Raw genomic sequence first — 24,958 nt, forward strand, 5'->3', positions numbered from 1 at the left:
CCCACGCCGGCCCCCGAGCCGGAGGGCACTCCGGAGCCCGTCCCCTCGGAGACGGAGGCCCCGCAGGACCCCACGGCGCCCACGCCCACCGCACCGCCGGAGGACACACCAGCTCCTGCTCCGTCGGGCGTGGATGGCTTCGGCGTGACGATGCTGTACCCCTCACTGCCGGGCGGTGAGTCCTGGGCGCTCGCGGAGGATGCCACCGCGGACAAGCGCTTCGATCCGCAGGGCACCATCACGCGCAACGCGGACGGCTCCTGGAAGATGAAGAGCACGAAGGTGCGCATGAGCGCCTTCCCGGCCTCGGGCTACGACGCGAAGCAGATCGCCACGTATGACCGCGACGTGCTGGCGAGCCGCGGCTACATGCAGGCGCCGAACGATTGGAAGAACATCGAGATGACCGGCTTCGTGAAGGTCAACGCGGTGAACAACAACCAGGACAACTTCGCCTGGTACGCGCGCGGCGGGAAGCACAACGACAACAACTCCGGCTGCGAGGGCAGCAGCTACAAGGGCGGTCTGCACTACGACGGCCGCGTGCGCTGGGAGAAGGAGACCTGGCACGTGTCCTACGACCAGGCGCCGTACAAGCCGGCCGCCTCCGCGCTGAAGGGCCGCTGGGTGGGCTTCAAGGCCGTGATGCACAACGTGCCGGGTGCGAACGGCGCGGAAGCGGTGAAGCTGGAGCTGTACCTCAACGACAACGCCGACAAGGTCACCTGGACCAAGGTCTACGACATGACCGACGACGGCGGCTGGGGCGGGGATGCCCAGCACTGCGGCGGCTCCGTGGGCGCCATGCCGATTACCTGGGGCGGCCCCATCGCCACGTTCCGCTGGGACAACGCCTCGGACGTGGACTTCAAGTGGATGAGCGTCCGGGAAATCCAGCCCTAGTCAGTCCGCACGCCGCACGTCCTGAATGCAGCAAGAGAGGGGGGCCCACGTGGGCCTCCCTCTTTTTTTGTTCGCGGCCTGACGGGACGTGCGTGGGCTTTCCGACAGGAGGGGCGCGCCGGGGTGCCGCTGGAAAGAGACGCCCTAGCTTCGCAGCCTAGCTGACGCCGGGGCCATGGGCCGCGCGCACACAGCCACTCCAGGGCGCGGTCTTCCCGGCCGGGCCTTCCACACGAGGGACGACGTTCATGCGGATCACCTTCCTGGGTCATGCGGGCTTCGCGGTGGAGACCGCTGGAGCGCTCGTCGTCATGGACCCGTGGCTGACGCCCCAGGGGGCCTTCGACTCCGCGTGGATGCAGCTGCCGCGCAACCACCACCTGGCGCCGCGCGTGAAGGAGCTGCTGGAGACGCCGGGCAAGGAGCGCTTCCTCTACATCAGCCACGAGCACAAGGATCACTTCGACCCGGAGTTCCTGGCCACCATCGCGAAGCGGGACTTCACCGTGCTGGTGCCCAAGTTCCGCCGCTCGGAGCTGCGGGACATCTTCGAGAAGTACGGCTGCAAGCGCGTCATCGCGTGCGAGGACTCGCGCGAGATTCCCATCAAGGGCGGCTACATCAAGCTCTTCGTGTCGGAACAGGGCACCAACCGCGACTCCAGCGTGATGGTGCGCGGCGACGGGCAGTGCTTCCTCAACATCAACGACTGCAAGATGCACGACCGCCTGGTGCGCGTCATCGCGGAGGAGGGGCCCATCGACGTCTTCTCCGCCCAGTTCTCCGGCGCCATCTGGCACCCCACCTGCTACGAGTACCCGCAGGAGACGTACTCGGCCATCAGCCTGAAGAAGCGCGACAGCAAGTTCGAGGCGGTGGCGCGCGCGTTGGAAGTGGTGCAGCCCCGCGCGTACATCGCGGCGGCGGGCCCGGCGGCCTTCCTGGACCCGGCGCTCTTCAACCTGAACTTCCAGGACGTGAACATCTTCCCGCGCGCGTCCGTGCTCTTCTCCTACCTGGAGAAGCGCATGCCCACGCTGCCCACGCGCTACCTGGAGCCCATGCCCGGGGACGTGCTGGACGCGGGCTCGCTGGAGTTCGTGTCCCAGGTGCCGGAGCGCGTGACGACGGAGAACTTCAAGGAGTACCTCCACACGTACGCGAAGGACATGGCCTACGTCTTCCGCGAGCGCCGCCGCAACCTGATGCGCGAGGAGGTGGATGAAATCCACGCCCGCCTGCGCGTGGAGCTGCAGCGCAAGCTGGACCTGTTGGATCTGCACGACCGCGTGGGCATGCCGTTCTACGTGGAGCTGACGGAGGCGCCCACGCGGCTGCTGCGCGTGGACTTCAAGGGTCGCCGCGTGGATGAAGTGACGGAGATGCGCGACAAGAGCCGCTACGCGATGAAGGTGAGCGCGAGCGACATCGTGCGCGTGTTGGACCGGAAGCTGAACTGGGAGGACTTCCTCTTGTCCTTCCGCCTGCGGCTGTCCCGCAACCCGGACGTCTACGAGCCCGTGCTGCACGGCTTCCTGGGCGTGGAGGTGGAGGACATCCGCGAGTTCTGCGACGGCATCCGCGCCACGGAGGCCCAGAAGGAGCGCACCGTGGTGGAGGCCGGCGGCAAGCGCTTCACCATCCAGCGCTTCTGCCCGCACCAGGGCGCGGACCTGGCGGAAGGCTGGGTGGAGGAGGGCCGCTACGTGGTGTGCCCGCGCCACCGCTGGCAGTTCGACCTGCAGAACGGCGGCGCGTGCAAGTCCAACAACTCCTCGCTCTGCGCGGAGCCTGTCGCGGACAAGCCGGAGAAGGTGGAGCGCGGCGGCGACAAGGCGCCCGCCGTGGACAAGGCGCCCGTCGAACCGCCGCGCGTCTGACGCTTCAGCTACCCCGGCCTTCAGCTTCCCCGATAGGTGGAGAAGCCGAAGGGGCTCAGGAGCAGCGGGACGTGGTAGTGCTCGTCGGTCGCGGTGACCTCGAACACGACCTGCACGTACGGGTAGAAGCCCCGCTGCCCCCGGGCCTGGAACCAGGCCCCGGTGTCGAAGGTGAGGCGGTACACGCCGGGCTGAAGCTTCGTGTTCGCGCCCGACAGGTCCTTCACCCGTCCATCCGCGTTGGTGACGCCCCGGGACAGCTCCCGGAAGTCTTCGCCCGAGCGGGCCTCCAACGTGAGGGAGAGCCCCTCCGCGGGACGGCCCGTGCTCGTGTCCAGGACATGCGTGCTGAGGGTGCTCATGACGCGAGGAGCTTCTCCAGTCGGATGCGGGTGATCTTCGCCTGCTCCCCAGCCGCGATCTTCAGCTCTTCGTCCGGGGTGTGGTGCATGCGGTCCTGGAGCAACTCCAGCATCTGCGCCGCGCTCTTGCCCGTGGCGCAGACGAGGAAGATGAAGCCGTAGCGGGACTCGTAGTCGCGGTTGCCCTGGGACAGTGCCTGCAGGACGCCTTCATCCGCGCCGGCCACGCCCTTCTGCTCCTGTGACGACCACTGCGCGGTGGAGGCGAACTTCTCCCGCAGCTTCGACACGTCGCCGATGCGCGGGTGGTGCGTGAAGGCCTCCCTCCAGTCCTCCGGCCCCGTGCGCGCCCAGGCGTCCACGGCCTCCGCGTACACGTGCTCCGCGTCGCGGAATGGGCGGACGGCCAGCATCCGCTGGACCCACTTCGTGCTGCCGCAGCAGCGGGTGAAGGCCTCGGTGGCCTCCTCCGTCGTGGCGGTGTTCAGGCGCTCCAGCGGCGTCGTCACGCCGGCTCCCCGAAGAGGCGCAGCCGGCTGACGCCGCCGTCCGGGAAGATGTTGAGGCGCACGTGGGTGATGGGGCCCACGTCCTTCAGCTCCTTCTCGAAGACGTGGCAGTGGTCCGCCTGGAGCTTCGACTGGGGCAACAGCTCCTTCCACTGGAGGTGCGTCGCGTTGGCGAAGTCCAGCAGCGGCTCCTCCAGGTGGATGCCCTCCAGCGAGCAGCGGTCCGGGAAGTTCCCTTTGAAGTAGTGGGTGTCCACCTCCGCGCGGCGCAGCGTGCCCGCCGTGGCCAGCTTCACGACGATCCAGTCGAAGCCCGGCACGCGCTTGCGGCGCGTCTCCCAGCCCTCGCCCATGTTCGCCGCGCGGCCCGGGAAGATGAGGTTGTCCTTCGTGCCGAAGAACTGATCGTTGCACGTGACGACGGAGCCGCCGTTGGCCGCCGCCGCCAGGTCCACCAGCCCGGCCTTCTTGAGGGCGTGCCAGTCCGGCAGCACCTGTCCGTGCACGCGCAGGCGAGCGACGCCGCCGTCCGGGTAGATGTTGAGGCGCACGTGCGTGAAGCGCCGCTCGTTCGCCACCGGGAAGAGGTTGCGCGAACCGCCGCGCAGGCGCTGCTTGGGGACCAGCTCCGTCCAGCGCGACACGTCCTCCGCCAGCGACTCCGCCGACGGGTCTCCGTCCACCTCGCACGCCTCCAGCGAGGCGTACTCGGGGAAGTTGCCGAGGAAGTGGTTGGTGTCCACGTCGATGCCGTGGATGGCGCCGGGCAGGCCCAGCTTCACGATGCACCAGTCATAGCCGGGCACGCGCTTGCGGCGCGTCTCCCAGCCGTCCATCCACTTGCCGCGCTCCGTGAACTTGTCCGCGATGAAGACGCCGCGCCCGGCCTCCAACATCGACTCCTTGGGCGCGAAGAACTCGTCGTTGGCCAGCAGGGCCTTGCCGCCCACCTTGCGTGCGGCGAGATCAATCAAGTCAGCGAAGGCGACGTGCATCGCCCCGGGTGCTTCGGCTTGCATCGGCATTCCTCTCCCGGACCGTCGGGGCTAGCCGCGCGGCAGCCATTGGCCGATGCGCGGGCCCGTCAGTCCCTCGGTGGCGTCGAAGATACGCTGGCCGCGCAGGTATGTCCTCATCACCCGGCCTTCCAGCTCGCGTCCGGCGTAGGGCGTCAGCCGGTGCCGGTGGCGGATGTCCTCGGGCGCCACCTTGAAGCGCGCCTCCGGGGCGAAGACGACGAAGTCCGCGTCCAGCCCGGGCTGGATGGCTCCTTTGCGCCCCGACAATCCGGCCAGCTTCGCGGTGCGGTGCGCCATGCGCTCCACCAGCGCGTCCAGGCCCAGGCCGCGCGCGCGCATGCCCGTCCACACCGCGGACACGCTGAGCTGCAAGCCGGCGATGCCGCCCCACGCGCCGGAGAAGTCTCCGGCCTCCAGCTTCTTGAGCGCGGGCGTGCAGGGCGAGTGGTCCGACACCACCAGGTCGATGAGGCCGCTCTTCACCGCGGCCCACAGCCGCTCGCGGTTGGCCGCCTCTCGGATGGGCGGGGCGCACTTGAAGTGGGTGGCGCCGGCCTCAATCTCCTCCGAGGTGAAGGTGAGGTAGTGCGGGCACGTCTCCACCGTGAAGGGCAGCCCTTCCGCCTTCGCCTTCGCGATGTCGTCCAGCGCGTCCGCCGCGGACAGGTGGACGATGTGCACGGGGCCGCGGTGCTTGCGGCACAGGTCGATCATCATCCGGATGGCGTCCACCTCCCACGCGGCCGGACGGGACGCGAGGTAGCTGGCATACGCGCGCACGTCGCCCGCGAAGGGCGGTTCATGGTCCGTCAGCTCCGCGTGGACCAGCAGCGGCACGCCCGCCTTCGCGAGGATGGGCATGGCCGCGTCCAGCACCTCGCGCGTGGCGGCGGGGAACTCATCCACGCCCGAGTGCACGAGGAAGCACTTGAAGCCCGGCGCGCCCGCTTCGACCATCGCCTGGAGCTCGTGGGCGTTGCCGGGGATGACGCCGCCCCACAGGCCGTAGTCGATGGCGCACTGGCCGGAGGCGGCCTCCGCCTTGGTGCGCAGCGCGGCCAGGGACGTGGTCGCGGGGATGGAGTTGAGCGGCATGTCCACCACGGTGGTGATGCCGCCCGCCGCCGCCGCCGCCGTCGCCGTGGCGAAGCCCTCCCAGTCCGTGCGGCCGGGCTCGTTGATGTGCGCGTGGCTGTCCACGATGCCGGGCAACAGCGCGTCCCGGCCCAGGTCCACCACCTGCGCGTCCTTCGGCACGTCCACCGTCGCGTGGATGCCTTCGATGCGCCCGTCGCGCACCACCACCGCCGCGGCGCGCGTGCCCTCGGGCGTCACCACGCGCTCGCTGCGAAACACGGTTACAGATGCACTCACGTCTCGAACTCCGTCGTCGCGTAGTCCGCGAGCGCGCGGAAGTGGCGCTCGCTGTCATCCAGGTAGAGCTGTTTCGTGATGCCGCCCACCAGGCGGGGCAGGCTGTACTTCATGCCGGAGATGCTGGCGCCGCCGAAGCCCAACGAGAGCAGGCACCCGAAGGTGTAGTTGAACACGCCGCCCAGCCATGGCGCGGTGCCGGGCTGCTTCTCCTGGAACTCGAAGGAGGGGCCCAGGTACGGGTGGCGCAGCAGGTCCGCGTTCCGTTCGTTCTCCGGCGGCGTGAAGCGGTCCTTCCACAGCGCGATGTGCGGGTGCAGCTCCGCCAGCTCCGGCCGCAGCGACAGGTCCGTGGTGAAGCCGGACGCGATGATGAGGAAGTCGAACGCGTGCGTCGCGTGCGGCGTGCGCACCACGGCCATGCCGTCCTGCGCCTTCACCTCCACCCAGGGACTCTCCGCGTGCAGGTGGAAGTGCGGGTGGCGGCGGGCGCGCTCGAAGGTGTCGCGCGGCGGCAGCTGGCCCATGTCGATGATCTGCCGGATGAAGCGCCAGCGCTGCGCGTCCGGCAGGTCGCCGTGGTGGCGCAGGAAGCCCGCGAACTCCGCCCAGCGGTAGGGGTTCACGTTGGGCAGCTTCTTGCGGCGGTAGAACAGGTCCACCTGGCCCACGCCCATCTCCAGCGCCACGGAGGCGTTGTCGAACGCGGAGGCCCCCGCGCCCAGCACTCCCACGCGCTTGCCCTTCAGCGCGGCGAAGTCGATGGGGTCATGCGTGTGTGCCCACAGCGCGCGCGGCAGCGGCTGCACCTCTGGCGGCGCCTCCCAGCGGCCGGAGCCGTCGATGCCGGTGGCCAGCACCACCTTGCGCGCGAGGAGGAACTCCGCCTCGTTGTTGTGCGCGGCGGGGACCTCGAAGCAGTCCAGGTCCGCGCGCCAGCGCAGCGCGCCCGCCTTGGTGCCGCACTTCACCGGGATGCCCAGCACGCGCCGGTACCAGAGGAGGTAGTCCGCCCACAGCTCCTTCGGGATGAGGGCCACCTGCTGGAAGCCCTCCGCGCCGTGCTGCGCTTCGTACCAGGCGCGGAAGGAGAGGTTGGGGATGTTGTAGTCCGCACCGGTGAGGTACTTGGGCGTGCGCAGGGTGATCATCCGCGCGAACGTCTTCCAGGGCCCGTGGAAGCCGTCCCTGCCGTCGTCCAGCACGAGCACGTTCGTCACGCGCTCGCGCATCAGCCCGAACGCGGCCCCCAGCCCGCTCTGGCCTCCGCCCACGACGAGCACGTCCAGGATGGGACGGCCGTCCGGAGTGGAGCGCGGCGGCACCCAGCCGCGGGCAGGGTAGGACAGGATGTCCAGGTCGCGGCGGAGGGCGTCTTCCAACGCCTCCAGGCCCTGCGGTGGACGATACGTCGAGGCCAGCGGATCGCGGTCGGGCATCGGTGCCTCAAGCAACCCACGCCCGGATCTTCCATGCAAGGGGGGCCCCCCAGCCATTCGCCCCGACGGGCGGGTTCCGGACGACCGCCTCAGAGGTGCGAGGTGGGGCCGGCCGCCTGGGGCACGAGCAGCTCGAAGCGCACGCGCGCGTTGTCCGTGCGCATCCCGGCGGGGCCTTCCAGGCCGAGCGCGTCGGGGGGCAGCAATCCCTCCCAGACGCGCACACCGTCCGCGTACACGGTCAGCACGTTCGCGTCGATGCGGGCGCGCAGCACGTGGGACTCACCGGGGGACAGCCGATCCAACGGCTCCATGAAGCGCGGCCGCACGGTGGTGTAGCCCGCGTTGCCGCACTCGCGGCTCTCGTGGTCGTCAGGGTTGGATTTGAACTGGACCACGATGCCCGCGGAGGGCGCGATGCGCCACATGGCGTAGATGACGTTGCAGCCGTCCCGCGCGCGCAGCTTGAGGCCCGCCTGTTCGCGCTGCTGGCCCGACGCCAGCGGAACCACCTCGCTGGTGGCGCCCAACCACGTGAAGCGCAGCTCCGCCTCGTCCCCCGTCGTTTCCGGAACGACCGCGCGCTGGCGCGGCCCCTCGATGGCGAACTGCGTCCCATCCTGTTCCTCTTCCTCCTGGAGGTTCTCGACCTGGCCTTCGGTGACGTGCAGCTGCCCCCGCGTGACGGGGGCCAGTCCGTTCTTCGTGGCCGGAGGGTCGGTGCGCAGCGCGCGCGTGCTGGAGGATGCGGGGGATTCCATGGGCTTCCTCGCGCTGTTGCAGGCGCCGTGGCTCAGGAGCAGTGCGCCCGCCCACAGCATCAACACGCCCGACGTCCCGAGCGCCACCCACCGCCGTTGCCTTGCGTCGCTCATGGGCCCGTTTCCCCCAGAAGCGTGCGGAGGGTCTTCAGATGCGCGCCCAGGTAGGCCTGCTCCGCCTGCAGTCGCGCCAGCTCCAGCAGCAGGTAGTCCCGGAAGCGGCGCACCTGCCGCGTCTGCAACTGCTCCACCTCGCGCAGCTGGCCCTGCAGGTCGGACACCAGCGCGGACACCTCGCCCAGGCGCTGCTGCTCGCTGCGCTCGGTGATGCGCAATTCGCCCAGGAGCTGGCGCACCCGCCGGGGCGCTCCATCCACCGCGTCGCGCGACTCCAGGCGGCGGCCCTCGCGAGCCTGGGCGTTGGCCCGGCCCTGCCACAGCTGGCCCAGGTTGTAGCCCAGCGTGAGCTGGCCGAAGAGGGGCGTGCTCTGGTCCACGTCGAAGACCTCGTCGTAGCCGCCGCGCACGCTCAGGCGCCACGCGCCCGCCGTGCGCAGGCCGCCGGACAGGACCTCGACTTGATCATCCGCGGCCTCGAAGGCGCTGATCAGCGCGCCCAGGGTCTGCCCTTCCGGCACCGCGGGTTCGAGCGCCAGCCGCTCGCGGGCCTGGGCGGTGTCGCGCGCGAGCGAGCGCAGATGATCCAACCGCACCTGCACCGCGTTGAGCTCCTCCAGCGTCGCGCCGCCGTCGCGCAGGTCGTCGCGCAGATGGGCCACCAGCTCCTCCGCGCGGGGCAGGGAGGTGGCCAGGGCCCGGGAGCGTGCGTCCAGCGCCGCCGCTTCCCCCAGCCGCGAGCCCTGATCCACGGCGCTCTGGAGCGCGGCGAGCGCCTGATAGCGGCGACACTCGGCCTCCGCGCGCGAGCGCAGCGTGTGGCCCCGGTAGAGGCCCACGAAGTCGTAGCCCAGCCCCGCGGTGACGCGCAGCTTGGGAGAGCCCAGGGGAAAGTCGTCCGAGCCTCCCGTGGCGTCGCCCGCGTTCACCGCGCCCACACTGGCGAACACCTCCGGCGCCAGCTCCAGCACGGCCTCCGCCTTCGCGGTGCCGCGCACGCGTTCGCAATAGCCCTTCGCGAGGTCTCCCTGGGCCCGCACCGTCCCCGCTTCTTCCGCCGGCGCCACGCCCGCCCACAACCCGAGCCCCAGCAGGGCTCCCCTCGCGAGGCTCGTCCGCATCCTCCGCTTCCTTTCCGATTTCACGACGGGGTTCACAGCATCAACGGGGGATGGCCCAGGTGAAGCAGCGGCTCGCGCGCGCTTGGCGCATCCCGAAGCTGGAGTTCCACCATCACGCCCCGCAAGTGGTACTGGCGGATGGGGTGCTGCTGGGAGATCTCACCCTCCAGCACGGGCCCCACGACGCCCACCTCGCGGCACCAGAAGATCTTGAGCGCGCAGGTGTAGAGCGGGGTGCCGGCCCGGGCGTTGGGCAGGTTCTCGTAGGGCACGAAGGCCACGTTGAGGTTCTGCTCCACCGCCTTCAGGTACGGCGAGCCATGCACCACCTGGAGCAGGTGGTCGAAGCGGCGGATGCGGTCGTCCAGCGCGCGCACGTCCGCCTCCAGGCTCTTGCGCTGCGCGTCCGCGCGGGCCAGCGCCAGCACCGACTGCGTGTATTCACGCTCCAGCAGCAGCGTGTCCGTCGTCAGGCCTTCGGAGGCGGTGTCGCGGCCCAGGCCGTTCTCCGCGGCGGTGAGCCCCTCACTCTCGCGCCGGAGCGTGTCCAGGCGCATGTCCAGGTCCACCGTCTCCTGCGCCAGGGACAGGTTGCTCTGCGCCATCTGCGCCAGGTGGTGGTTGGCGGTGAGCACGTCCTCCCGCTCCATCAGCTTCGCGCCGTAGAGCGCGTTCGTCCGCGTGCGGGACAGGCCGCTGAACGCGCGGTTGGACTCGGCGATCTCCTCACCCGTGCGCAGGTACTCCTGGCGCAGCGCGGACAGCCGCCTCGCCAGCCGGTCGCGGGAGCGCTTCTCCCCCTTGAGCGCCACCACGAAGCGCTGCTGGAAGGACCGCTCCGCGGCCACGGTCCGCTCGGCCTCCAGGAGCCGGTCCGACGCCTCTCGCCTTCGGGCCATCAACCCGTCCCGCTCCGACTCCTGCTGCGCCGCCTGCGCGTTGAGCGCCAGCACGTTGGGGTCGGTGGGAGACAGGATGGTGGGCGCCGCCCAGCTGTTGCTCGCCAGGAAGAAGCCCTGCACCACGAGGAACGACATCAGGCCCAGGAGGATCAGCGCCAGCAGCACCGAGCCCATGAACTTGTAGGCGGTCACCGCGATGGAGTTGAGCCGGTTGGCGACCTGCTGGTTCATGACGGGGTTCCTTCGCCTGCGGAGTTGGACGTGAGCTTCGCGGGGGCGGGAACGGGGGAGGGCGCCGGCGCCGTCGTGGGACTGCCGCGCGTCTCCCAGCTCCCGGAGTCGAGCGTCAGCAGCGCCAGCGGCGTGAAGAGCGCGTACGTCACCGGCATGAGCAGCGCCATGGGCAGGAAGCTCGCGGGGTGCACGCGCCGGTCCTCCGGCAGGTAGCGCGTCTCCATCCGGTAGATGAAGCCCAACAGGCCAATCACCAGGAAGTGGAACGCGAGGATGTCCCAGAACTCGCCGTTGAGCAGGTTGTGGACGATGACCACCGGGTACGCCAGCAGCAGCGCCAGCTGCGATACGTAGTGCACGGTGATGACCGGGTGCAGCCGCCACGCGTGCGACAGGCCGCAGATGAGGTCCACCAGGTTGGAGCGCCGCCAGCGCAGTTGCTGGCTGAAGTAGCCCGCGAGCGTGGAGGGCGCGGCGGTGAAGCAGTACGCGTCCAGCGTGTAGACCGTCTCGTAGTCGTGCTTGACGATCTGCCGCGTGAGGAAGCGGTCCTCGCCGTACTTGATGGGGATGCCCGCGATGGCGCGCGCCTCCAGGATGGGCTCCAGCTCCAGCAGCACGGAACGGCGATACGCCGTCAGGCAACCGGACAGGCACATCACCTGACGGAACGAGCGCTCCAGGTCCTTCAGCCACTTCTGGGCGAAGTGGAACTTGATTTCGATCATCCGCGTCAGCCAGTTCTGGTGACGGTTGATGACGAAGGTGCGCCCGCCCACCGCGGCGACATTCGGGTGCACGAAGCGGCGGATGAGCTGGCGCACGGCGCTCTTCTCCACCACCACGTCTGAGTCCACGGAGACGATGATCTCCGCGTCCACCGCGGCGCGGACGCCCCGGTTGATGCCCTTGCGCTTGCCCATGTTCTCCGGGTTGCGCATCACCCGGACGTTGGGGTGGCCCTCCGCGGCCTTGGTGGCCCACGCGACGCTGTCGTCGCGCGAGCAGTCATCCACGACGATGATCTCGGTGAGCTCGCTGGGATAGTCCTGGTCCAGCAGGGCCCGGACGGTGTGGAAGATGCCCTGGCCTTCGTTGAACAGGGGAACGACGATGGCGACCTTCGGACGGTAGGAGTCGTCCACCCGTTCGAACCGTCGCCCCTTCAGCCGCCGCAGGAAGGGGCCGAGGATGTAGCGGTTCATCAAGACGACGATGAACAGCAAATGGATGGGAAACAGTTCCATCGGTCCCGCGCGCCCCCTCACGCCCCGGAAGGGCCCCGGGAACCTCCCGGAGCCCTTCCTTCCGTCCCCAGACGGCCGCTTCACCCCTGTGAAGCGCCCGGAAGGTTGGGGTGCCTCGTACGTCCCGCCAACTGTCCGGGACCGGTGGGCTGCCCGGTGATGGAAACCGTGCGGCGCGGGCCTTCAGCGCGGGCTCAAAACGTCCGCAACAGGGCCAGATCGCGCTCCAGCTCCGCCTCCCGTGCCTGACGCAGGGCCGGGGAGGGGAATGCGATGGCCGCCAGTGATTCGGTCGCGGCGGCGGCGATGCGGTCCACGCCGTCGCGGGAGATGACGCCTGCGTGGAACGCGTCCACCGCCGCGCCCACGTACGTGTCGAAGAAGAAGACGTGCTTCGCGCGCCAGGCGTCCCGCTGCTCCGGCGGCGTCGCCACCACGTCGTGGATGAACACGGCGCGCACCGCCTGGGGCAGGGACTCGCGCATGCGGGCGCCGAACTCCACGTCGCCCTGGCCGCTGTCGCCCACGAAGACGAAGCCGTACTCGGGGAAGAGGCGCGCGTACTGTTCGAAGTTCTCGAACTTCTTCTGCGCGATGCGCGTGTTGCCCACGAGGTAGAAGAAGCTGCCGGAGAGCATCACCGCCAGCGGCACGCCGCGCTTGCTCAGCGAGTCCAGCGTCGCGTTCTCGATGAGGCCCAGCGGATCCTGCGGGCGCGCACTCACGAAGACGAGGTCGCCCGCGCGGCCCGGGATGATGCCCGGCCCCCGGTCCAGCTCCTGGTAGAACGCGAGCACGCCCGGGTACACCGTCTTCGGCGGGTAGCGCTGGTCCACCCAGTTGGCGAAGAACGTGTCGTCGATGTCGCTCAGGACCTTGTTCTCGCCGCTGGGAAAGGCCTGCGCCTCGCGCTGGAAGTGGGCGAGCAGTTCGGTGCGCACCACCATGTCGTCCACGTCGTCGAACACCAGCTTGTGCAGGTCGTGGTACTCGCCGCCCGCCTCCAGCAGGTTCTTGAACCCGGTCAGCTCGCGGCCCTTCAGTCCCAGGAACAGGTCGCGCAGCCGCGCTTCCGCCTGCGCGGGCGTGGCGCCCTTCTGGAGCGCGGTGGCCAGCGACGCGCGCACCGGCAGGGACAGCTCCGCCGCGCGGCGCGTGCACAGCAGGTCCAGGAGCGCCGTGTGGTTGTCCGGGCCCACCAGCCGGTCATCCAGGTCCGACAGCAGGCGCACCAGGTCCACGTTGGACAGGAGGAAGTTCAGCTCCTCGCTGGTGGCGCCCTCCAGCAGGTCCAGGATGCGGCGCTCGTCGTTCCGGTCCGTGTGGCCCGTCATGTCCCGGCGCAGCGCCTGGAGCTTCGTCGTCGCGGTGGTCAGGTCCATGCGTGTCTCTCCCCCTCAGCGTAGGGCGGTGAAGCCTACGCGCCCGCCGAGCGGCCGGACCAGCCCCCGTGACAGGCGCGGCGGTTCCTGATTGCCTGCACGACATGACGGTGTCCCTCTCTTCCACGCCCCTCGACCTGCGCCCCGACGAGGTCCACGTGTGGATCGTCGAACCCGAGCGCATCGACGACCCGCGCCTCCTGGAGGCCTACAAGGCCCTGTTGGACCCCAGCGAGCGCGAGCGGCAGCGGCGCTTCCACTTCGAGCGGCACCAGCGGCAGTACCTGGTGTCCCACGCGCTGGTGCGGCTGACCCTGTCGCGCTACGCGCCCGTCGCGCCGGAGGCCTGGCGCTTCGTCCCCAACGAGTACGGCCGTCCCGCCATCGTGGGTCCCGAGGGCCAGTGGCTGCGCTTCAACCTGAGCCACACGGATGGCATGGCCCTGGTCGCGGTGGGCCGGGACGTGGACCTGGGCGCGGACATCGAAGACGCGGAGCGGCCCGGCGAGACGGTGGAGATCGCCGACCACTACTTCGCGAAGACGGAGGTGCAGGCCCTGCGCTCGCTGCCCAAGGAGCGCCAGCGTGAGCGCTTCTTCGAGTACTGGACCCTGAAGGAGGCCTACATCAAGGCGCGCGGCGCGGGCCTTTCCTTGCCGTTGGATCAGTTCGGCTTCGATCTGGTGCCGGGACAGATGCCCGGCATCAGCTTCGACCCGCGGATGAACGACCTGCCGGACGTGTGGCAGTTCATGCAGCACAAGCCGTCCGCCCGGCACCAGGCGGCGTTGGCCTTCCGCAGGCCCCGGAGCGGGGCGCTCACGGTGCGCTGGCAGCACACCGTGCCGCTGGCCGGGGACATGGCCCCGGTCATCAAGACGGCCTAACCCTGCGTCGTCATCCAGCGCGTCAGGTCCTCGCGCACGGCCGCCAGCACCGGCGGCCCGTGCGTGCGGATGAAGAAGTGGCCTCCCTCGAAGTGGCGGAGGCGCACGTCGGCGGTGGACTCCGCGCGCCAGTGCTCCATCATGTCCAGGCCCACGTGCTTGTCCCCCTTGCCCGCGTACACGGACAGCGGGATGTCCAACGGGGCCGTGTCCTTGCCGTTCTCCGACCAGGCCAGCGCGAAGTCCGCTCGCAGCGTGGGGAGGATGAGCTCCAGCAGCTCCTTGTGCTGGAGGACCTCCTCCGGCGTGCCGTCGTACTCGCGCAGCTTCGCGATGAACCCCGCATCATCCAGCGTGTGGATGGGCTCCCGGTCGTTGTGCGACGGCGGGGGCGCCGCCGCGGCGATGAAGCCCAGCGGCTTCGGGCCGCCCTGGCGCTTCAGCGTCCGGGCCACCTCCAGGCCGATGCGCGCCCCCATGCTGTAGCCGAACAGCGCGAAGGGCCGGTCCATCAGCGGCGTCAGCGCCGGCATCAGCACGTCCATCAGCTCCGGCATGGACTTGAGCGCGGGCTCCATCAGGCGCCGCTCGCGCCCGGGCAGCTGCACCGCGCACAGCTCCACGCCCGTGGGCAGCGCCATGCCCCAGGACTGGTAGATGGCCGCGCTCCCGCCGGCGAACGGCAGGCAGAACAGGCGCAGGCGCGGCTCCGGGAGCGGCTTGCGGGACGGGAACCAACGGTCGAGGACGGGAGGGGTTGCGCTTGCCATGGCGCGGCCGTCTATACCATGCGCCCCCCTCACGGAAACCGCCTCCCGCACACCGCGTGGGGGCCCCGGGCACGCACCCGGAGTGGGGCCGTGAAACATCCATCCCAGCAGGTCCTCCGGCCATGTTTCATCGCCCCCTCCGGCATGTCGCATCCGGCGTGTCTCACACTCGCGGAAGCGGAAACCTTCACGGCCACGGTTGGGCGTGGGAAGGGTTGTGGTAGCTTGCCTGACCGTGAGCTACGAGCTTTCACATCTTGAGGCGCTGGAAGCCGAGTCCATCTTCATCATCCGGGAAGTCGCGGCGGAGCTGGACCGGCCGGTGCTGCTCTTCTCCGGTGGGAAGGACTCCGCGGTGATGTTGCACCTGGCGGTCAAGGCCTTCTGGCCCGCACCGCTGCCGTTTCCGCTGATGCACGTGGACACGGGGCACAACTTCCCGGAGGTCATCCAGTATCGCGATGAACGGGTGGCGGAACTGGGCGCGCGGCTCATCGTCGCGTCCGTGCAGGAGGCCATCGACGCGGGGAAGCTGACGGAGGAGAAGGGTCCTCGCGCGTCCCGCAACCGCCTGCAGACGCAGCCGCTGCTGGAGGCCATCGAGAAGAACGGCTTCAACGCCGTCTTCGGCGGAGCCCGGCGCGACGAGGAGAAGGCCCGCGCGAAGGAGCGCGTCTATTCCTTCCGCGACGAGTTCGGCCAGTGGGATCCGAAGAACCAGCGGCCGGAGCTGTGGTCGCTCTACAACGGCCGCCACCGCCGCGGTGAGCACCTGCGCGTGTTCCCCCTGTCCAACTGGACCGAGCTGGACATCTGGCAGTACATCGGCCGGGAGAACGTGGCGCTGCCGTCCATCTACTACACGCACCGGCGCGAGGTGTTCCGCCGGGACGGCATGCTGATGGCCTGGTCGCCCTTCATGTCCATGATTCCCGGCGAGACGGTGACGACGGAGACGGTGCGCTTCCGCACCGTGGGCGACATGACGTGCACCGCGTGCGTGCCGTCCACCGCGTCCACGGTGGCGCAGGTCATCGATGAGGTGACGGCCTCCCGCGTGACGGAGCGTGGCGCCAGCCGCGCGGACGACAAGTTCTCTGAGACGGCGATGGAAGACCGCAAGCGCGAGGGATACTTCTAGTGGAACTGCTGAGATTCGCGACCGCGGGCTCCGTGGATGACGGCAAGAGCACCCTCATCGGGCGGCTGTTGTACGACACGAAGTCCATCCTCGAGGACCAGCTCGCCGCTGTGGAGCGCACGAGCCAGGCCCGGGGCGACGAGTACGTCAACCTGGCGCTGCTCCTGGACGGCCTGAAGGCCGAGCGCGAGCAGGGCATCACCATCGACGTGGCGTACCGCTACTTCTCCACGGCGAAGCGCAAGTTCATCATCGCGGACACGCCCGGACACCTGCAGTACACGCGCAACATGGTGACGGGTGCGTCCACGGCGGACCTGGCGCTCATCCTGGTGGACGCGCGCAAGGGCGTGCTGGAGCAGACGCGGCGCCACGCGTTCATCGCGTCGCTGCTGCGCGTGCCGCACCTGGTGCTGTGCGTGAACAAGATGGACCTGGTGGACTACGACCAGGGCGTCTTCGACCGCATCCGGGAGGAGTTCCGCCAGTTCTCCATGAAGCTGGACGTGTCCGACCTGTCGTTCATCCCCATCTCCGCGCTGGGCGGGGACAACGTGGTGACGCGCTCGGAGAAGATGTCCTGGTACCAGGGCCCCACGCTCCTGCACCACCTGGAGAACGTGCACATCGCGTCCGACCGGGACCTCATCCACCTGCGCTTCCCCGTGCAGGGCGTCATCCGGCCCGCGTCCGCGAAGAAGTTCCACGACTACCGCGCGTACTCCGGGCAGCTCTTGGGCGGCGTGATGCGCCCGGGCGACGAGGTGATGGTGATGCCGTCCGGCTTCACCACGCGCATCAAGGCGCTGGAGCTGGCCGGCAAGCCGCTGACGGAGGCGTTCCCGCCCATGTCGGTGAACGTGTCGCTGGAGGAGGAGCTGGACATCAGCCGCGGCGACATGCTGTGCCGCCCGGGCAACCCGCCCACCGCGAGCCAGGACATCGACGCGATGGTGTGCTGGCTGTCGGACTCGACGCAGCTCAACAGCGGCTCGCGTCTGGCCATCAAGCACACCACCCGCATGGCGCGCGCCATGGTGAAGCAGCTGCACTACCGGCTGGACGTCAACACGCTGCACCGCGACGACCAGAGCCCCGGCCTGAAGCTCAACGAGGTGGGCCGGGTGACGCTGCGCACGACGGTGCCGCTCTTCTTCGACGAGTACCGGCGCAACCGCAGCACCGGCAGCTTCATCCTCGTGGACGAGGGCACCAACGCCACCGTGGGCGCGGGGATGATCAACGGTCCCGCGGTGGACAGGTAGGGGAGTGGCGATGCAACAGCGTCCGGGCTTCATCCTCTGGTTCACTGGCATGTCCGGCGCGGGCAAGAGCACGTTGTCCGCCGCGGTGGCACGGCAGCTGTCGCCCGTGCAGCGCGTGGAGCTGCTCGACGGGGACGAGGTGCGCACGTACCTCTCCCGCGGCCTGGGCTTCAGCCGCGCGGACCGCGAGGAGAACGTCCGGCGCATCGGCTACGTGGCGCGCGTGCTGGCGAAGCACGAAGTGGGCGTCATCACCGCCGCCATCTCGCCGTACAAGAACTCCCGGGACGAGGTGCGCGCCCTGGCCACCCAGGCCGGCATCCCGTTCCTGGAGTGCTACGTCCAGGCCAGCCTGGACGCGCTCATCGCCCGCGACGTGAAGGGGCTCTACAAGAAGGCCCTGGCCGGGGAGATTCCGCACTTCACCGGCGTGTCGGACCCGTACGAGCCGCCCGAGTCCCCGGAAATCACCGTCCGCTCCGACGCGGAGACGGTGGATGCGGGGCTGGAGCGCATCCTCGACACGCTGCGCGACCGGGGGCTCCTGGCTCCGGCCGCGAGCGCCGCTTAAGGCAAGGGCCCGCCGCTCCGGCTGAATCCGCCGGGGCGGTTCGCGCGCGTCCTTTTCGGCTAGGCTTGCGACCCTGGAGGGGGTCTGAAAGCCGTGCCGATGCTCGTCTACAACCCTGGGCAACCGGATGAGCTGTCCTACCCATTGGGGGACGTGCCCATCACCATTGGCCGCGCGGACGACCAGGGCATCTGCATTCCCCACCGCAGCCTGTCGCGCCAGCACGCCCGCATCGAGTCCTCCGACGGGCGCTTCTTCGTCACCGACCTGCAGAGCAAGAACGGCACGTTCGTCAACGGCGTGCAGATCCGCCGCAAGGAGCTGCGCCCCGGCGACACGCTGACGCTGGGTGACCTCATCTTCCTGCTGACCCACGAAGCACCACCGGCCGCACCCGCGGGCCCGCCCGACGAACCCCGTCCCCAGCTCACGCGCGCGCTCACCCGCGTGCCGCTGAAGACGCTGGTGAAGGCGGTGTCCGGCTCGGAGAAGTCCGCGGAGGAGGCCCCCGGCACGGCCACGCGCGCCCGCGAGCGGATGCGCATCCTCCAGGAGGTGGCGAAGCTCTTGTCCGTCACGGACGACCTGGAGGCGCTGCCCGGCAGGGTGCTGGACCTGGCGTTTCAAATCCTCCACGTGGAGCGGGGCGTCATCCTGCTCATGGACGAGGGCACGGGGAAGCTGGAGCCGCGCGTGACGAAGACGGCCGAGGGCACGGCCGTGCGCGGGCCCATCTACAGCCAGAACATCGTGGACTTCGTGTTGCGCAGGAGCGTGGCGGCGCTCTTCTCCGACGCGGTGAATGATCCGCGCCTGGGCGCCGCGGAGTCCGTCATCTTCAGCTCCATCCGCGCCTCCATGTGCGTGCCGCTCAAGCCCCGCGACGAGGTGCTGGGCGTGCTCTACGTGGACAACGTCTCCACGCCCAAGAGCTTCTCCGAGGACGACCTGGAGTTCCTCGTCGCGTTCGCGGGGCAGGCGGCGCTCGCGCTGGAGAACGCGAGGCTCTACCGCCGCATCGAGCAGGAGACGGTGCAGCGCATGCAGCTCATCATGGACGCGAAGCTGGCCTCGCTCGCGGCGCTGGTGGGCGGCATGGCGCACGAGCTGCGCAACCCGCTCAACTTCATCAGCAACTTCGCCGGCCTCTCCGTGGGCCTCACGGAGGACCTGGCCAGCGTGCTGGAGCCGCAGCGCGAACGGCTGACGGTGGGCTCCGCGAGCGACGTGGATGAAGCGCTCGCGTGCCTGCGCACCAACGTGCAGAAGATCAACGAGCACGGCCGCCGCGCGGACGCGCTCATCCAGAACATGCTCCAGCACGCGCGCCGCTCGCCCGGTCCGCGCGAGCTGGTGGAGCTGAACGCGCTGGTCGCGGAGAGCATCGCGCTGGGACAGGGCGGCATGCGCGGCGAACCGCTGACCGTCCACCTGGATGCCGAGTACGACCCGGACGTGGGACGGCTGGAGTTGAGTCGCGCGGACGTGGGCCGCGTCATCATCAACGTCGTGGACAACGCGCTCTACGCCATGCGTCAGAAGCGCCAGACGCAGGGGGCCACGTACGTGCCGGTGCTCAAGGTTCGCACCCTCGCGCGTCAGGAGCAGGTGGAGGTCCGGCTGCGCGACAACGGGCCGGGCATCCCCGTGGAGAGTGCGGGAAGAATCTTCGACCCCTTCTTCACCACGAAGCCACCAGGGCAGGGGACGGGGCTGGGGCTGTCGCTCAGCCATGACATCATCGTGCAGGGCCATCAGGGCACGTTCCGCATGGAGTCGGTGCCGGGTGAGTTCACGGAGTTCGTCATCACCCTGCCCAGGCGGGGGGGACGGTCATCAATGGAGCGAGGCTCGGGAACGCGATGAAGAACCCAATGGATCCCCAGCTGTTGGAAGCCTTCCAGGGCCGGTACGAACTCCTTTCGGAGCTGGGCGAGGGCGGCTTCGGCCGCGTCTACAAGGCCCGCCAGGTGACCACCGGCCAGAACGTGGCGGTGAAGCTCCTGCGCCTGACGGACGGCGCGACGCCAGAGTCCGTGGAGCGCCGCAGCGCGCGCTTCGAGCGCGAGATGAAGCTGTGCGCGCAGATGCACCACCCGAACATCGTGCGGCTCATCGATTCAGGCCGCGCGCAGGGCGGCGCCGTCTACTCCATCTTCGAGTTCGTGCCAGGGAAGAACCTGGCGCAGGTGCTCGCGGAGGAGGGCGTGTTGGATCCGGTGGAGACGCGCCACCTGATGCTCCAGCTGCTGGACGCGCTGGCGTGCGCGCACGCGCAGAACGTGGTGCACCGCGACCTGAAGCCCGCGAACATCATGGTCGTGCCCACCGGCGCCCGCCGCAACGCGCTGGTGCTGGACTTCGGCATCGGGTCGGTGACGGACGAGCTGACGCGCACGGAAGCGCAGCCGCGCATCACGTCCACCAATGAATCGCTGGGCACGCCGTCGTACGCGGCGCCGGAGCAGCTTCGCGGGCAGGCGCCCACGCCGCGCTCGGACCTGTACGCGTGGGGGCTGGTGTTCCTGGAGTGCCTCACCGGCCGCCGCATCTTCGAGGGCGCCACCGTCGCGGAGGTCATCTTCCAGCAGCTCTCCTCGGAGCCGGTGCCCATTCCGCCGGCCATCGCCGCGCACCCGCTGGGCAAGCTGCTCCAGCGCGTCACCTCGAAGGACCCGTCCCAGCGCACCGTGTCCGCGGAGGTGCTGCTGCGCCAGCTGGAGGCGGTGGACGTGTCCAACCTGCCGCGCCGGCCCTCGCCCGTGCGCATCCAGCCCGCGGCCCCCAACGCGGAGACGGCGACGGTGGAGCTGTCCAGCCGCACGCCCAACGCCGTGTCCACGCGCTCGCGCCGGTGGGCGGAGGGTGCGCGTCGGCAGCTGACGGTGGTGTGCTGCACGCTGTCCGCCACGCAGACGACGCCGGGGCCGGTGGACATCGAGGAGCTGGACCATGTGCTGGGCGCCCAGCAGGAGGTCTGCATCGAGATCGCCCGGCGCTACAACGGCCACATCGCCAGCGCGTTGGGCGACATCGTCCTCTTCTATTTTGGCTATCCGGCGGCGCGGGAGGACGACGCGCGGCGAGCGGCGCAGGCGGCGCTGGATATGGTGGCGGAGGTGAAGCGGCGCGGCCGTGCCATCGAGGCCGAGCGCGGCACGCGGGTGGAGATCCGCGTGGGCCTGCACACGGGCCTGGTGGTGTCGCGTGAGCAGCGGGATCCCACGCTCTCTGGCCTGGGCTTCGTGGTGGGCACCACGCCGAAGCTGGCCTTCCGGCTGTCCACGTCCGCGCCTTCGGGCGCCATCCTCGTCACGGGTGACACGCAGCAGTTGGTGCGCAAGCACTTCCCGTTGGACCCCGCGCCCGCGTCCCCGAACGAGCTGTTGCCCCCGGGCCTGGAGACGTTCGTGCTCCAGGGCGCGGACGCGACGTGGAGCGGCACCGACGACGCGCTCTCGCTGGTGGGCCGTTCACGCGAGCTGGACCTGGTGCTGTCGCGCTGGGAGCAGGCGCGCTCGGGGCAGGGGCAGGCGGTGCTCATCACCGGTGAGCCGGGCATCGGCAAGTCTCGCCTCATGCGCGAGCTGGGAGACCGGCTGGGCGCGGAGCCCCATACGTGGCTGGAGTCCCGCTGCACGGAGGACAGCTCCGGTCAGGCGTATGCCCCCGTGGTGGACCTGCTCACGCGGATGCTGGACCCGAACCGCGACCTGCCGCCGGAGGGCCGGCTGACGGGCCTGGAGGCGCTACTGTCCGGCTACAGCTTCGAGCTGCCGGAGACGCTGCCCCTGTTCGCGTCGCTGCTGTCCCTGCCGCTGCCGCCGGAGCGCTGGGCTCCGCTGGACGTGTCGCCCTTGAAGCACCGGGAGCTCACGCGCAACGCGCTGCTCGCGTTCCTCGCCGCGATGGCGGAGCGCCAGCCCGTGGTGCTGGCGCTGGAGGACCTGCACTGGGCGGACCCGTCCACGCTGGAGCTGCTCAAGGCGCTGGTGGAGGAGGTGTCCTCGTCGCGCCTGCTCGCCGTGTTCAGCTCGCGGCCGGAGCTGGAGCCGCCCTGGGCCGCGTCGGCGGTGACGCAGGTGCAGCTGGGCGCGCTGGCTCGCGGGGAGGTGGAGCGGCTGGCCACCGCCGCCGTGGGAGGCCCGCTCTCGCCGGAGGCGTTGGAGGAGATCGCCACGCGCACGGACGGCATCCCGCTGTTCGTGGAGGAGTTGGTGCGCACGCTGCGCGAGTCCGGCGCGCTGGTGGAGCGCGAGGGCCGCTTCGCGCTGGAGGCCAGCAAGGCGGGCCCCGCGGTGCCGGGCACGCTGCGCGATCTGCTCGTCGCGCGCCTGGACCGGCTGGGCCGCGCCAAGGAGACCGCGCAGATCGCCTCCGTGCTGGGCCGTGAGCTGACGCATGAGCTGCTGCGCCACGTGAGCCCGCTGACGCCCGACGCGCTGGAGGCGGACCTGGAGCGGCTGGTGGGCTCGGGGCTGCTGCACCGCAAGCGCCGGCCGAAGGGGCCCGTGTACCTCTTCAAGCACGCGCTGGTGCGGGACGCGGCCTACGACTCCATGCTCAAGCGGTACCGCCAGCAGATGCACGCGAAGACGGCGGAGGCGATGGAGGCGCACTTCCAGGAACAGGTGGAGTCGCGGCCGGATCTGCTCGCGCACCACTGGGCCGCCGCGAACCTGAAGCGCAAGGCCATCATCTACGCGCAGAAGGCCGCGTTCGCCGCGCTGGTGCGCTCCGCCTACCTGGAGGCCATCCTCTTCGCCCGGCTGGGCCTGTCGTGGCTGGACGCCATCGACGACCCGGTGGAGCGCGCGCAGCTGGAGCTGAGCCTCAACGGTGTGCTCGCGCCGGCGCTGATGTCCACGCAGGGCTGGCGCTCGCAGGACCTGCGCAACGTGGCCGAGCGCTCACTGGAGCTGCTCTTCACGGTGGGAGAGAGCCCCTACGCGGCGCCGACGCTGTGGGTCCTCTCCATCTTCTACCACCTGGGAGGTGACCAGCGCCGGGTGCGAGGATTGTTGGACCGGTTGGTCGCGCTCGCGCAGCGCACCGGAGACGCGGGCCAGGAGGCGGTGGCGCTCACCATCCTCTCCAACATCGAGCTGCTGGAAGGCCGCCTGGGCGAGGCGAAGGCGAAGGCGGACCGGTGCCTGGCGCTGTTCGACCCGGTCGCGCACCGGATGCACCGCATCCTCTACGGACAGGACACGCGCGTGGGCGGCGAGTCCGTGCTGTGCCGGGGGAAGTGGCTTTTGGGCTTCCCGGACCAGGCGAAGGCGCACGGCGAGGCCGCGGTGGCGTGGGGCCTCGAGCTGAACCACGGCACCAGCATTGGCCTGTCGTTCATCTACCTGCTGTTGATTGCCCAGGAGCACGGCGACCGGACGGAGGCGCTCCAGCTCATCTCCCAGCACACGGAGCTGTCCCACCGCTACGGCCTGCTGGAGCAGTCCGTCTACGTGGGCATCCTGCGCGCATGGGCCATGAAGGACCTGGAGGCGATGCGGCGCAGCATCGCGCTTCGCGAGGCGTTCGGCACGGAGATGGACCAGCCGGCGTACTACGCCATGCTCGCGGAGCTGGAGCTGGAGCTGGGCCATGTGGAGGCAGCGCTCGCCTCCGTGGAGCGCGGACGGCAGCGCGCGCAGGCCCTGGGCGAGGCGTACCACGAGTCCAAGATGCTTCACGTCAAAGGGCGGGTGCTGCTGCAGCGGGATGGAAACACTGCACTCTCCGCGGAGACGTGCTTCCGGCAGGCGGCGGAGGTGTCACACGCACAGGGCGCGCGGATGCGGGAGTTGCAGGCCGTCACCGCCCTGGCACGGGTGCTCCAGGCATCCGGGCGACAGGAAGAAGCCCGGCAACGCCTGCAAACGGTCTACAGTACCTTCTCCGAAGGATGGGGAACCCCGCCCGTCTCGGAGGCCCGCGCGCTGTTGGATGCGCTGGGAGGAGAAGGCTGACATGAGCAAGAAGAAGCCGGAGTCGAAGGCCGCGCCCGCACGGGCTCGTCCGGTGGCGCGCAAGCCCACGCGGGGTCCGGAGTCCAAGGCCTCGGTGAATGACTGGCAGGCCGTGTGGATGCGCGCCGTCGCGCTCGCGTGGAAGGAGCCCGAGTTCGAGGCGGCCCTCCAGAAGGATCCGCGCCAGGCCCTCAAGAAGCGCTTCGACTTCGACCTGCCCGCCAGCATCCACCTGAAGGTCGTCCCCTCCACCGCGAAGGACGCGGTGACGGACGGCACCTGGAAGGTGAACAACGCGGAGGTGGAGCTGCACCTGCCGAAGAAGCCGGCGGACGTGGCGGACCACGCCGTGGCGCTCTCCAGCCTCACCGACACCTACGGCCGCTCGCACTGCTGCGGCAGCCCCTGCTGCTGAACGGCGCACGGGGCGCTCAGCGGTCCGGAGAGTCTCCTCCCGACACCGCGAAGGCGCCCACGCTGGCCTCGCCGAAGCCGTCCACGCCCGCCACGCGCTGGAAGAAGTCCGGATCGCTCCGGCCCAGCGCGTAGGGCCGCAGTCCCTGCGCGGTGGACACCAGGTAGAGCGTCTGCACCAACGCTCCCGTGTCCTGCAGCACCAGCGAGTACGCCAGCGTCTCGTACTTCCACGCGAGCCGGGGCACGCGCGCGGCCACCACCATCAACACCTCCGGCCGATCGAAGGGCTCCACCGGTGCACGGGCTTCGTCCAGCAGCGCGTGGAACTCCGGCGTGGGGCCGCTCAGCTTCTCCAGCCGGTGGCCCAGCGGGTCGTAGTGGTAGGCGCCCGGGGCCAGGCCCTGGCACTCGCCCACCATGGGGTAGAGCTCCAGCGCGTACGCCGCGCCCGCGCCGGGGTAGGGCCGGTCGGTGACTTCACCGTCCTGCGTGGTGCGCACTTCGCGCACGCGCGCGGCGCGGTAGAGCAGCTCGCCCAGCTGCTTCACGGTGAGCGGTGAAGCGCCACGGCCTCGCAGGCTGCGGCGGTCCTCCAGCACCTCCGTGAAGGAGCGGTCGCCGCCAGCACGCAGCGCCTCCAGGTCCGGCCGGTACAGCTCCACGACCTCCTCGGTCACGGTGGGCTTGAGGG

21 protein-coding genes are annotated in these 24,958 nt (G+C 70.0%); 9 read left to right on the top strand and 12 right to left on the bottom strand.

Going from position 1 to position 24,958, the window contains the following annotated elements; all coding sequences use genetic code 11:
- Together D7Y15_RS31620 and D7Y15_RS31625 are read left to right on the top strand one after the other, a co-directional pair.
- Positions 1-903: procyclic acidic repetitive family protein (locus D7Y15_RS31620; RefSeq protein ID WP_233605163.1), on the top strand; the 903-nt coding region annotated here is incomplete at its 5' end.
- 248 nt (positions 904-1,151) lie between these two features.
- Entirely contained in the window at positions 1,152-2,783 is a 1,632-nt protein-coding gene (locus D7Y15_RS31625; protein ID WP_121754904.1) for a Rieske 2Fe-2S domain-containing protein, read from the top strand.
- 20 nt (positions 2,784-2,803) lie between these two features.
- Here D7Y15_RS31625 and uraH read toward each other — a convergent pair whose 3' ends face one another.
- From uraH to D7Y15_RS31675, 10 genes are all read right to left on the bottom strand, one after another.
- A complete protein-coding gene (gene uraH / locus D7Y15_RS31630) occupies positions 2,804-3,145 on the bottom strand; it encodes a hydroxyisourate hydrolase (RefSeq protein WP_014397447.1) in 342 nt (113 codons plus the stop codon).
- Positions 3,142-3,654 carry a 2-oxo-4-hydroxy-4-carboxy-5-ureidoimidazoline decarboxylase gene (gene uraD, locus D7Y15_RS31635; RefSeq protein ID WP_121754905.1) on the bottom strand — a complete coding sequence of 171 codons (513 nt, stop codon included), beginning with the start codon at positions 3,652-3,654 and terminating at the stop codon, positions 3,142-3,144. Before uraD ends, uraH begins: the two co-directional genes overlap by 4 nt.
- Positions 3,651-4,673 (bottom strand): allantoicase, encoded by a 1,023-nt coding sequence (gene alc / locus D7Y15_RS31640; RefSeq protein WP_121754906.1) that lies wholly within the window; start codon positions 4,671-4,673, stop codon positions 3,651-3,653. Before alc ends, uraD begins: the two co-directional genes overlap by 4 nt.
- Before the next feature lie 27 nt (positions 4,674-4,700).
- Positions 4,701-6,047, bottom strand: coding sequence for an allantoinase AllB (gene allB, locus D7Y15_RS31645; protein ID WP_121754907.1), 1,347 nt, complete (start codon positions 6,045-6,047; stop codon positions 4,701-4,703).
- Positions 6,044-7,486, bottom strand: a complete 1,443-nt coding sequence (locus D7Y15_RS31650) for an FAD/NAD(P)-binding protein (protein ID WP_121754908.1) — start codon at positions 7,484-7,486, stop codon at positions 6,044-6,046. The genes allB and D7Y15_RS31650 overlap by 4 nt, the downstream gene beginning before the upstream one ends.
- Positions 7,487-7,575: 89 nt before the next feature.
- Positions 7,576-8,361: a hypothetical protein gene (locus tag D7Y15_RS31655; RefSeq protein WP_233605164.1), complete on the bottom strand. Its 786-nt coding sequence runs from the start codon at positions 8,359-8,361 to the stop codon at positions 7,576-7,578.
- A complete protein-coding gene (locus D7Y15_RS31660) occupies positions 8,358-9,485 on the bottom strand; it encodes a hypothetical protein (RefSeq protein WP_121754909.1) in 1,128 nt (375 codons plus the stop codon). The genes D7Y15_RS31655 and D7Y15_RS31660 overlap by 4 nt, the downstream gene beginning before the upstream one ends.
- A gap of 32 nt (positions 9,486-9,517) precedes the next feature.
- Positions 9,518-10,618 (bottom strand): hypothetical protein, encoded by a 1,101-nt coding sequence (locus D7Y15_RS31665; RefSeq protein ID WP_121754910.1) that lies wholly within the window; start codon positions 10,616-10,618, stop codon positions 9,518-9,520.
- Positions 10,615-11,868, bottom strand: a complete 1,254-nt coding sequence (locus D7Y15_RS31670; protein WP_121754911.1) for a glycosyltransferase family 2 protein — start codon at positions 11,866-11,868, stop codon at positions 10,615-10,617. Before D7Y15_RS31670 ends, D7Y15_RS31665 begins: the two co-directional genes overlap by 4 nt.
- A gap of 194 nt (positions 11,869-12,062) precedes the next feature.
- The gene (locus tag D7Y15_RS31675; RefSeq protein ID WP_121754912.1) at positions 12,063-13,250 is read right to left on the bottom strand and encodes a phosphatase domain-containing protein; all 1,188 of its coding nucleotides are present in this window, start codon (positions 13,248-13,250) and stop codon (positions 12,063-12,065) included.
- A 104-nt stretch (positions 13,251-13,354) separates the two neighbouring features.
- On the opposite strand from D7Y15_RS31675, the gene D7Y15_RS31680 reads away from it, so the two are divergent.
- Complete coding sequence (locus tag D7Y15_RS31680) at positions 13,355-14,137, top strand: 4'-phosphopantetheinyl transferase superfamily protein (protein WP_120578872.1); 783 nt, start codon at positions 13,355-13,357, stop codon at positions 14,135-14,137.
- On the opposite strand, the gene D7Y15_RS31685 is transcribed toward D7Y15_RS31680, so the two are convergent.
- On the bottom strand, positions 14,134-14,907 hold the full coding sequence (locus D7Y15_RS31685) for a thioesterase II family protein (RefSeq protein WP_120578873.1): 774 nt from the start codon (positions 14,905-14,907) through the stop codon (positions 14,134-14,136). The genes D7Y15_RS31680 and D7Y15_RS31685 overlap by 4 nt on opposite strands.
- 229 nt (positions 14,908-15,136) lie before the next feature.
- On the opposite strand from D7Y15_RS31685, the gene cysD reads away from it, so the two are divergent.
- The 6 genes from cysD to D7Y15_RS31715 all read left to right on the top strand — a co-directional run bounded on the left by cysD (position 15,137) and on the right by D7Y15_RS31715 (position 24,265).
- Positions 15,137-16,048, top strand: a complete 912-nt coding sequence (cysD, locus tag D7Y15_RS31690) for a sulfate adenylyltransferase subunit CysD (RefSeq protein WP_167548012.1) — start codon at positions 15,137-15,139, stop codon at positions 16,046-16,048.
- A complete protein-coding gene (locus D7Y15_RS31695) occupies positions 16,048-17,313 on the top strand; it encodes a sulfate adenylyltransferase subunit 1 (RefSeq protein ID WP_120578875.1) in 1,266 nt (421 codons plus the stop codon). Before cysD ends, D7Y15_RS31695 begins: the two co-directional genes overlap by 1 nt.
- 10 nt (positions 17,314-17,323) lie before the next feature.
- A complete protein-coding gene (gene cysC / locus D7Y15_RS31700; RefSeq protein ID WP_120578876.1) occupies positions 17,324-17,884 on the top strand; it encodes an adenylyl-sulfate kinase in 561 nt (186 codons plus the stop codon).
- A 99-nt stretch (positions 17,885-17,983) separates the two neighbouring features.
- Positions 17,984-19,750, top strand: a complete 1,767-nt coding sequence (locus tag D7Y15_RS31705) for an FHA domain-containing protein (RefSeq protein ID WP_121754913.1) — start codon at positions 17,984-17,986, stop codon at positions 19,748-19,750.
- A gap of 8 nt (positions 19,751-19,758) precedes the next feature.
- On the top strand, positions 19,759-23,850 hold the full coding sequence (locus D7Y15_RS31710; RefSeq protein ID WP_233605165.1) for a TOMM system kinase/cyclase fusion protein: 4,092 nt from the start codon (positions 19,759-19,761) through the stop codon (positions 23,848-23,850).
- A gap of 1 nt (position 23,851) precedes the next feature.
- Positions 23,852-24,265, top strand: a complete 414-nt coding sequence (locus D7Y15_RS31715; RefSeq protein WP_158620662.1) for a BMA_0021/BMA_0022 family TOMM bacteriocin — start codon at positions 23,852-23,854, stop codon at positions 24,263-24,265.
- Positions 24,266-24,281: 16 nt separating this feature from the next.
- Here the strand turns inward: D7Y15_RS31715 and D7Y15_RS31720 are convergent.
- Positions 24,282-24,958, bottom strand: a 677-nt coding sequence (locus D7Y15_RS31720) for a SagB family peptide dehydrogenase (RefSeq protein ID WP_139918861.1), incomplete at its 5' end; no start/stop codon positions are given.

This window comes from Corallococcus sp. AB030 (assembly GCF_003668965.1).
Lineage (GTDB): Bacteria > Myxococcota > Myxococcia > Myxococcales > Myxococcaceae > Corallococcus > Corallococcus exiguus.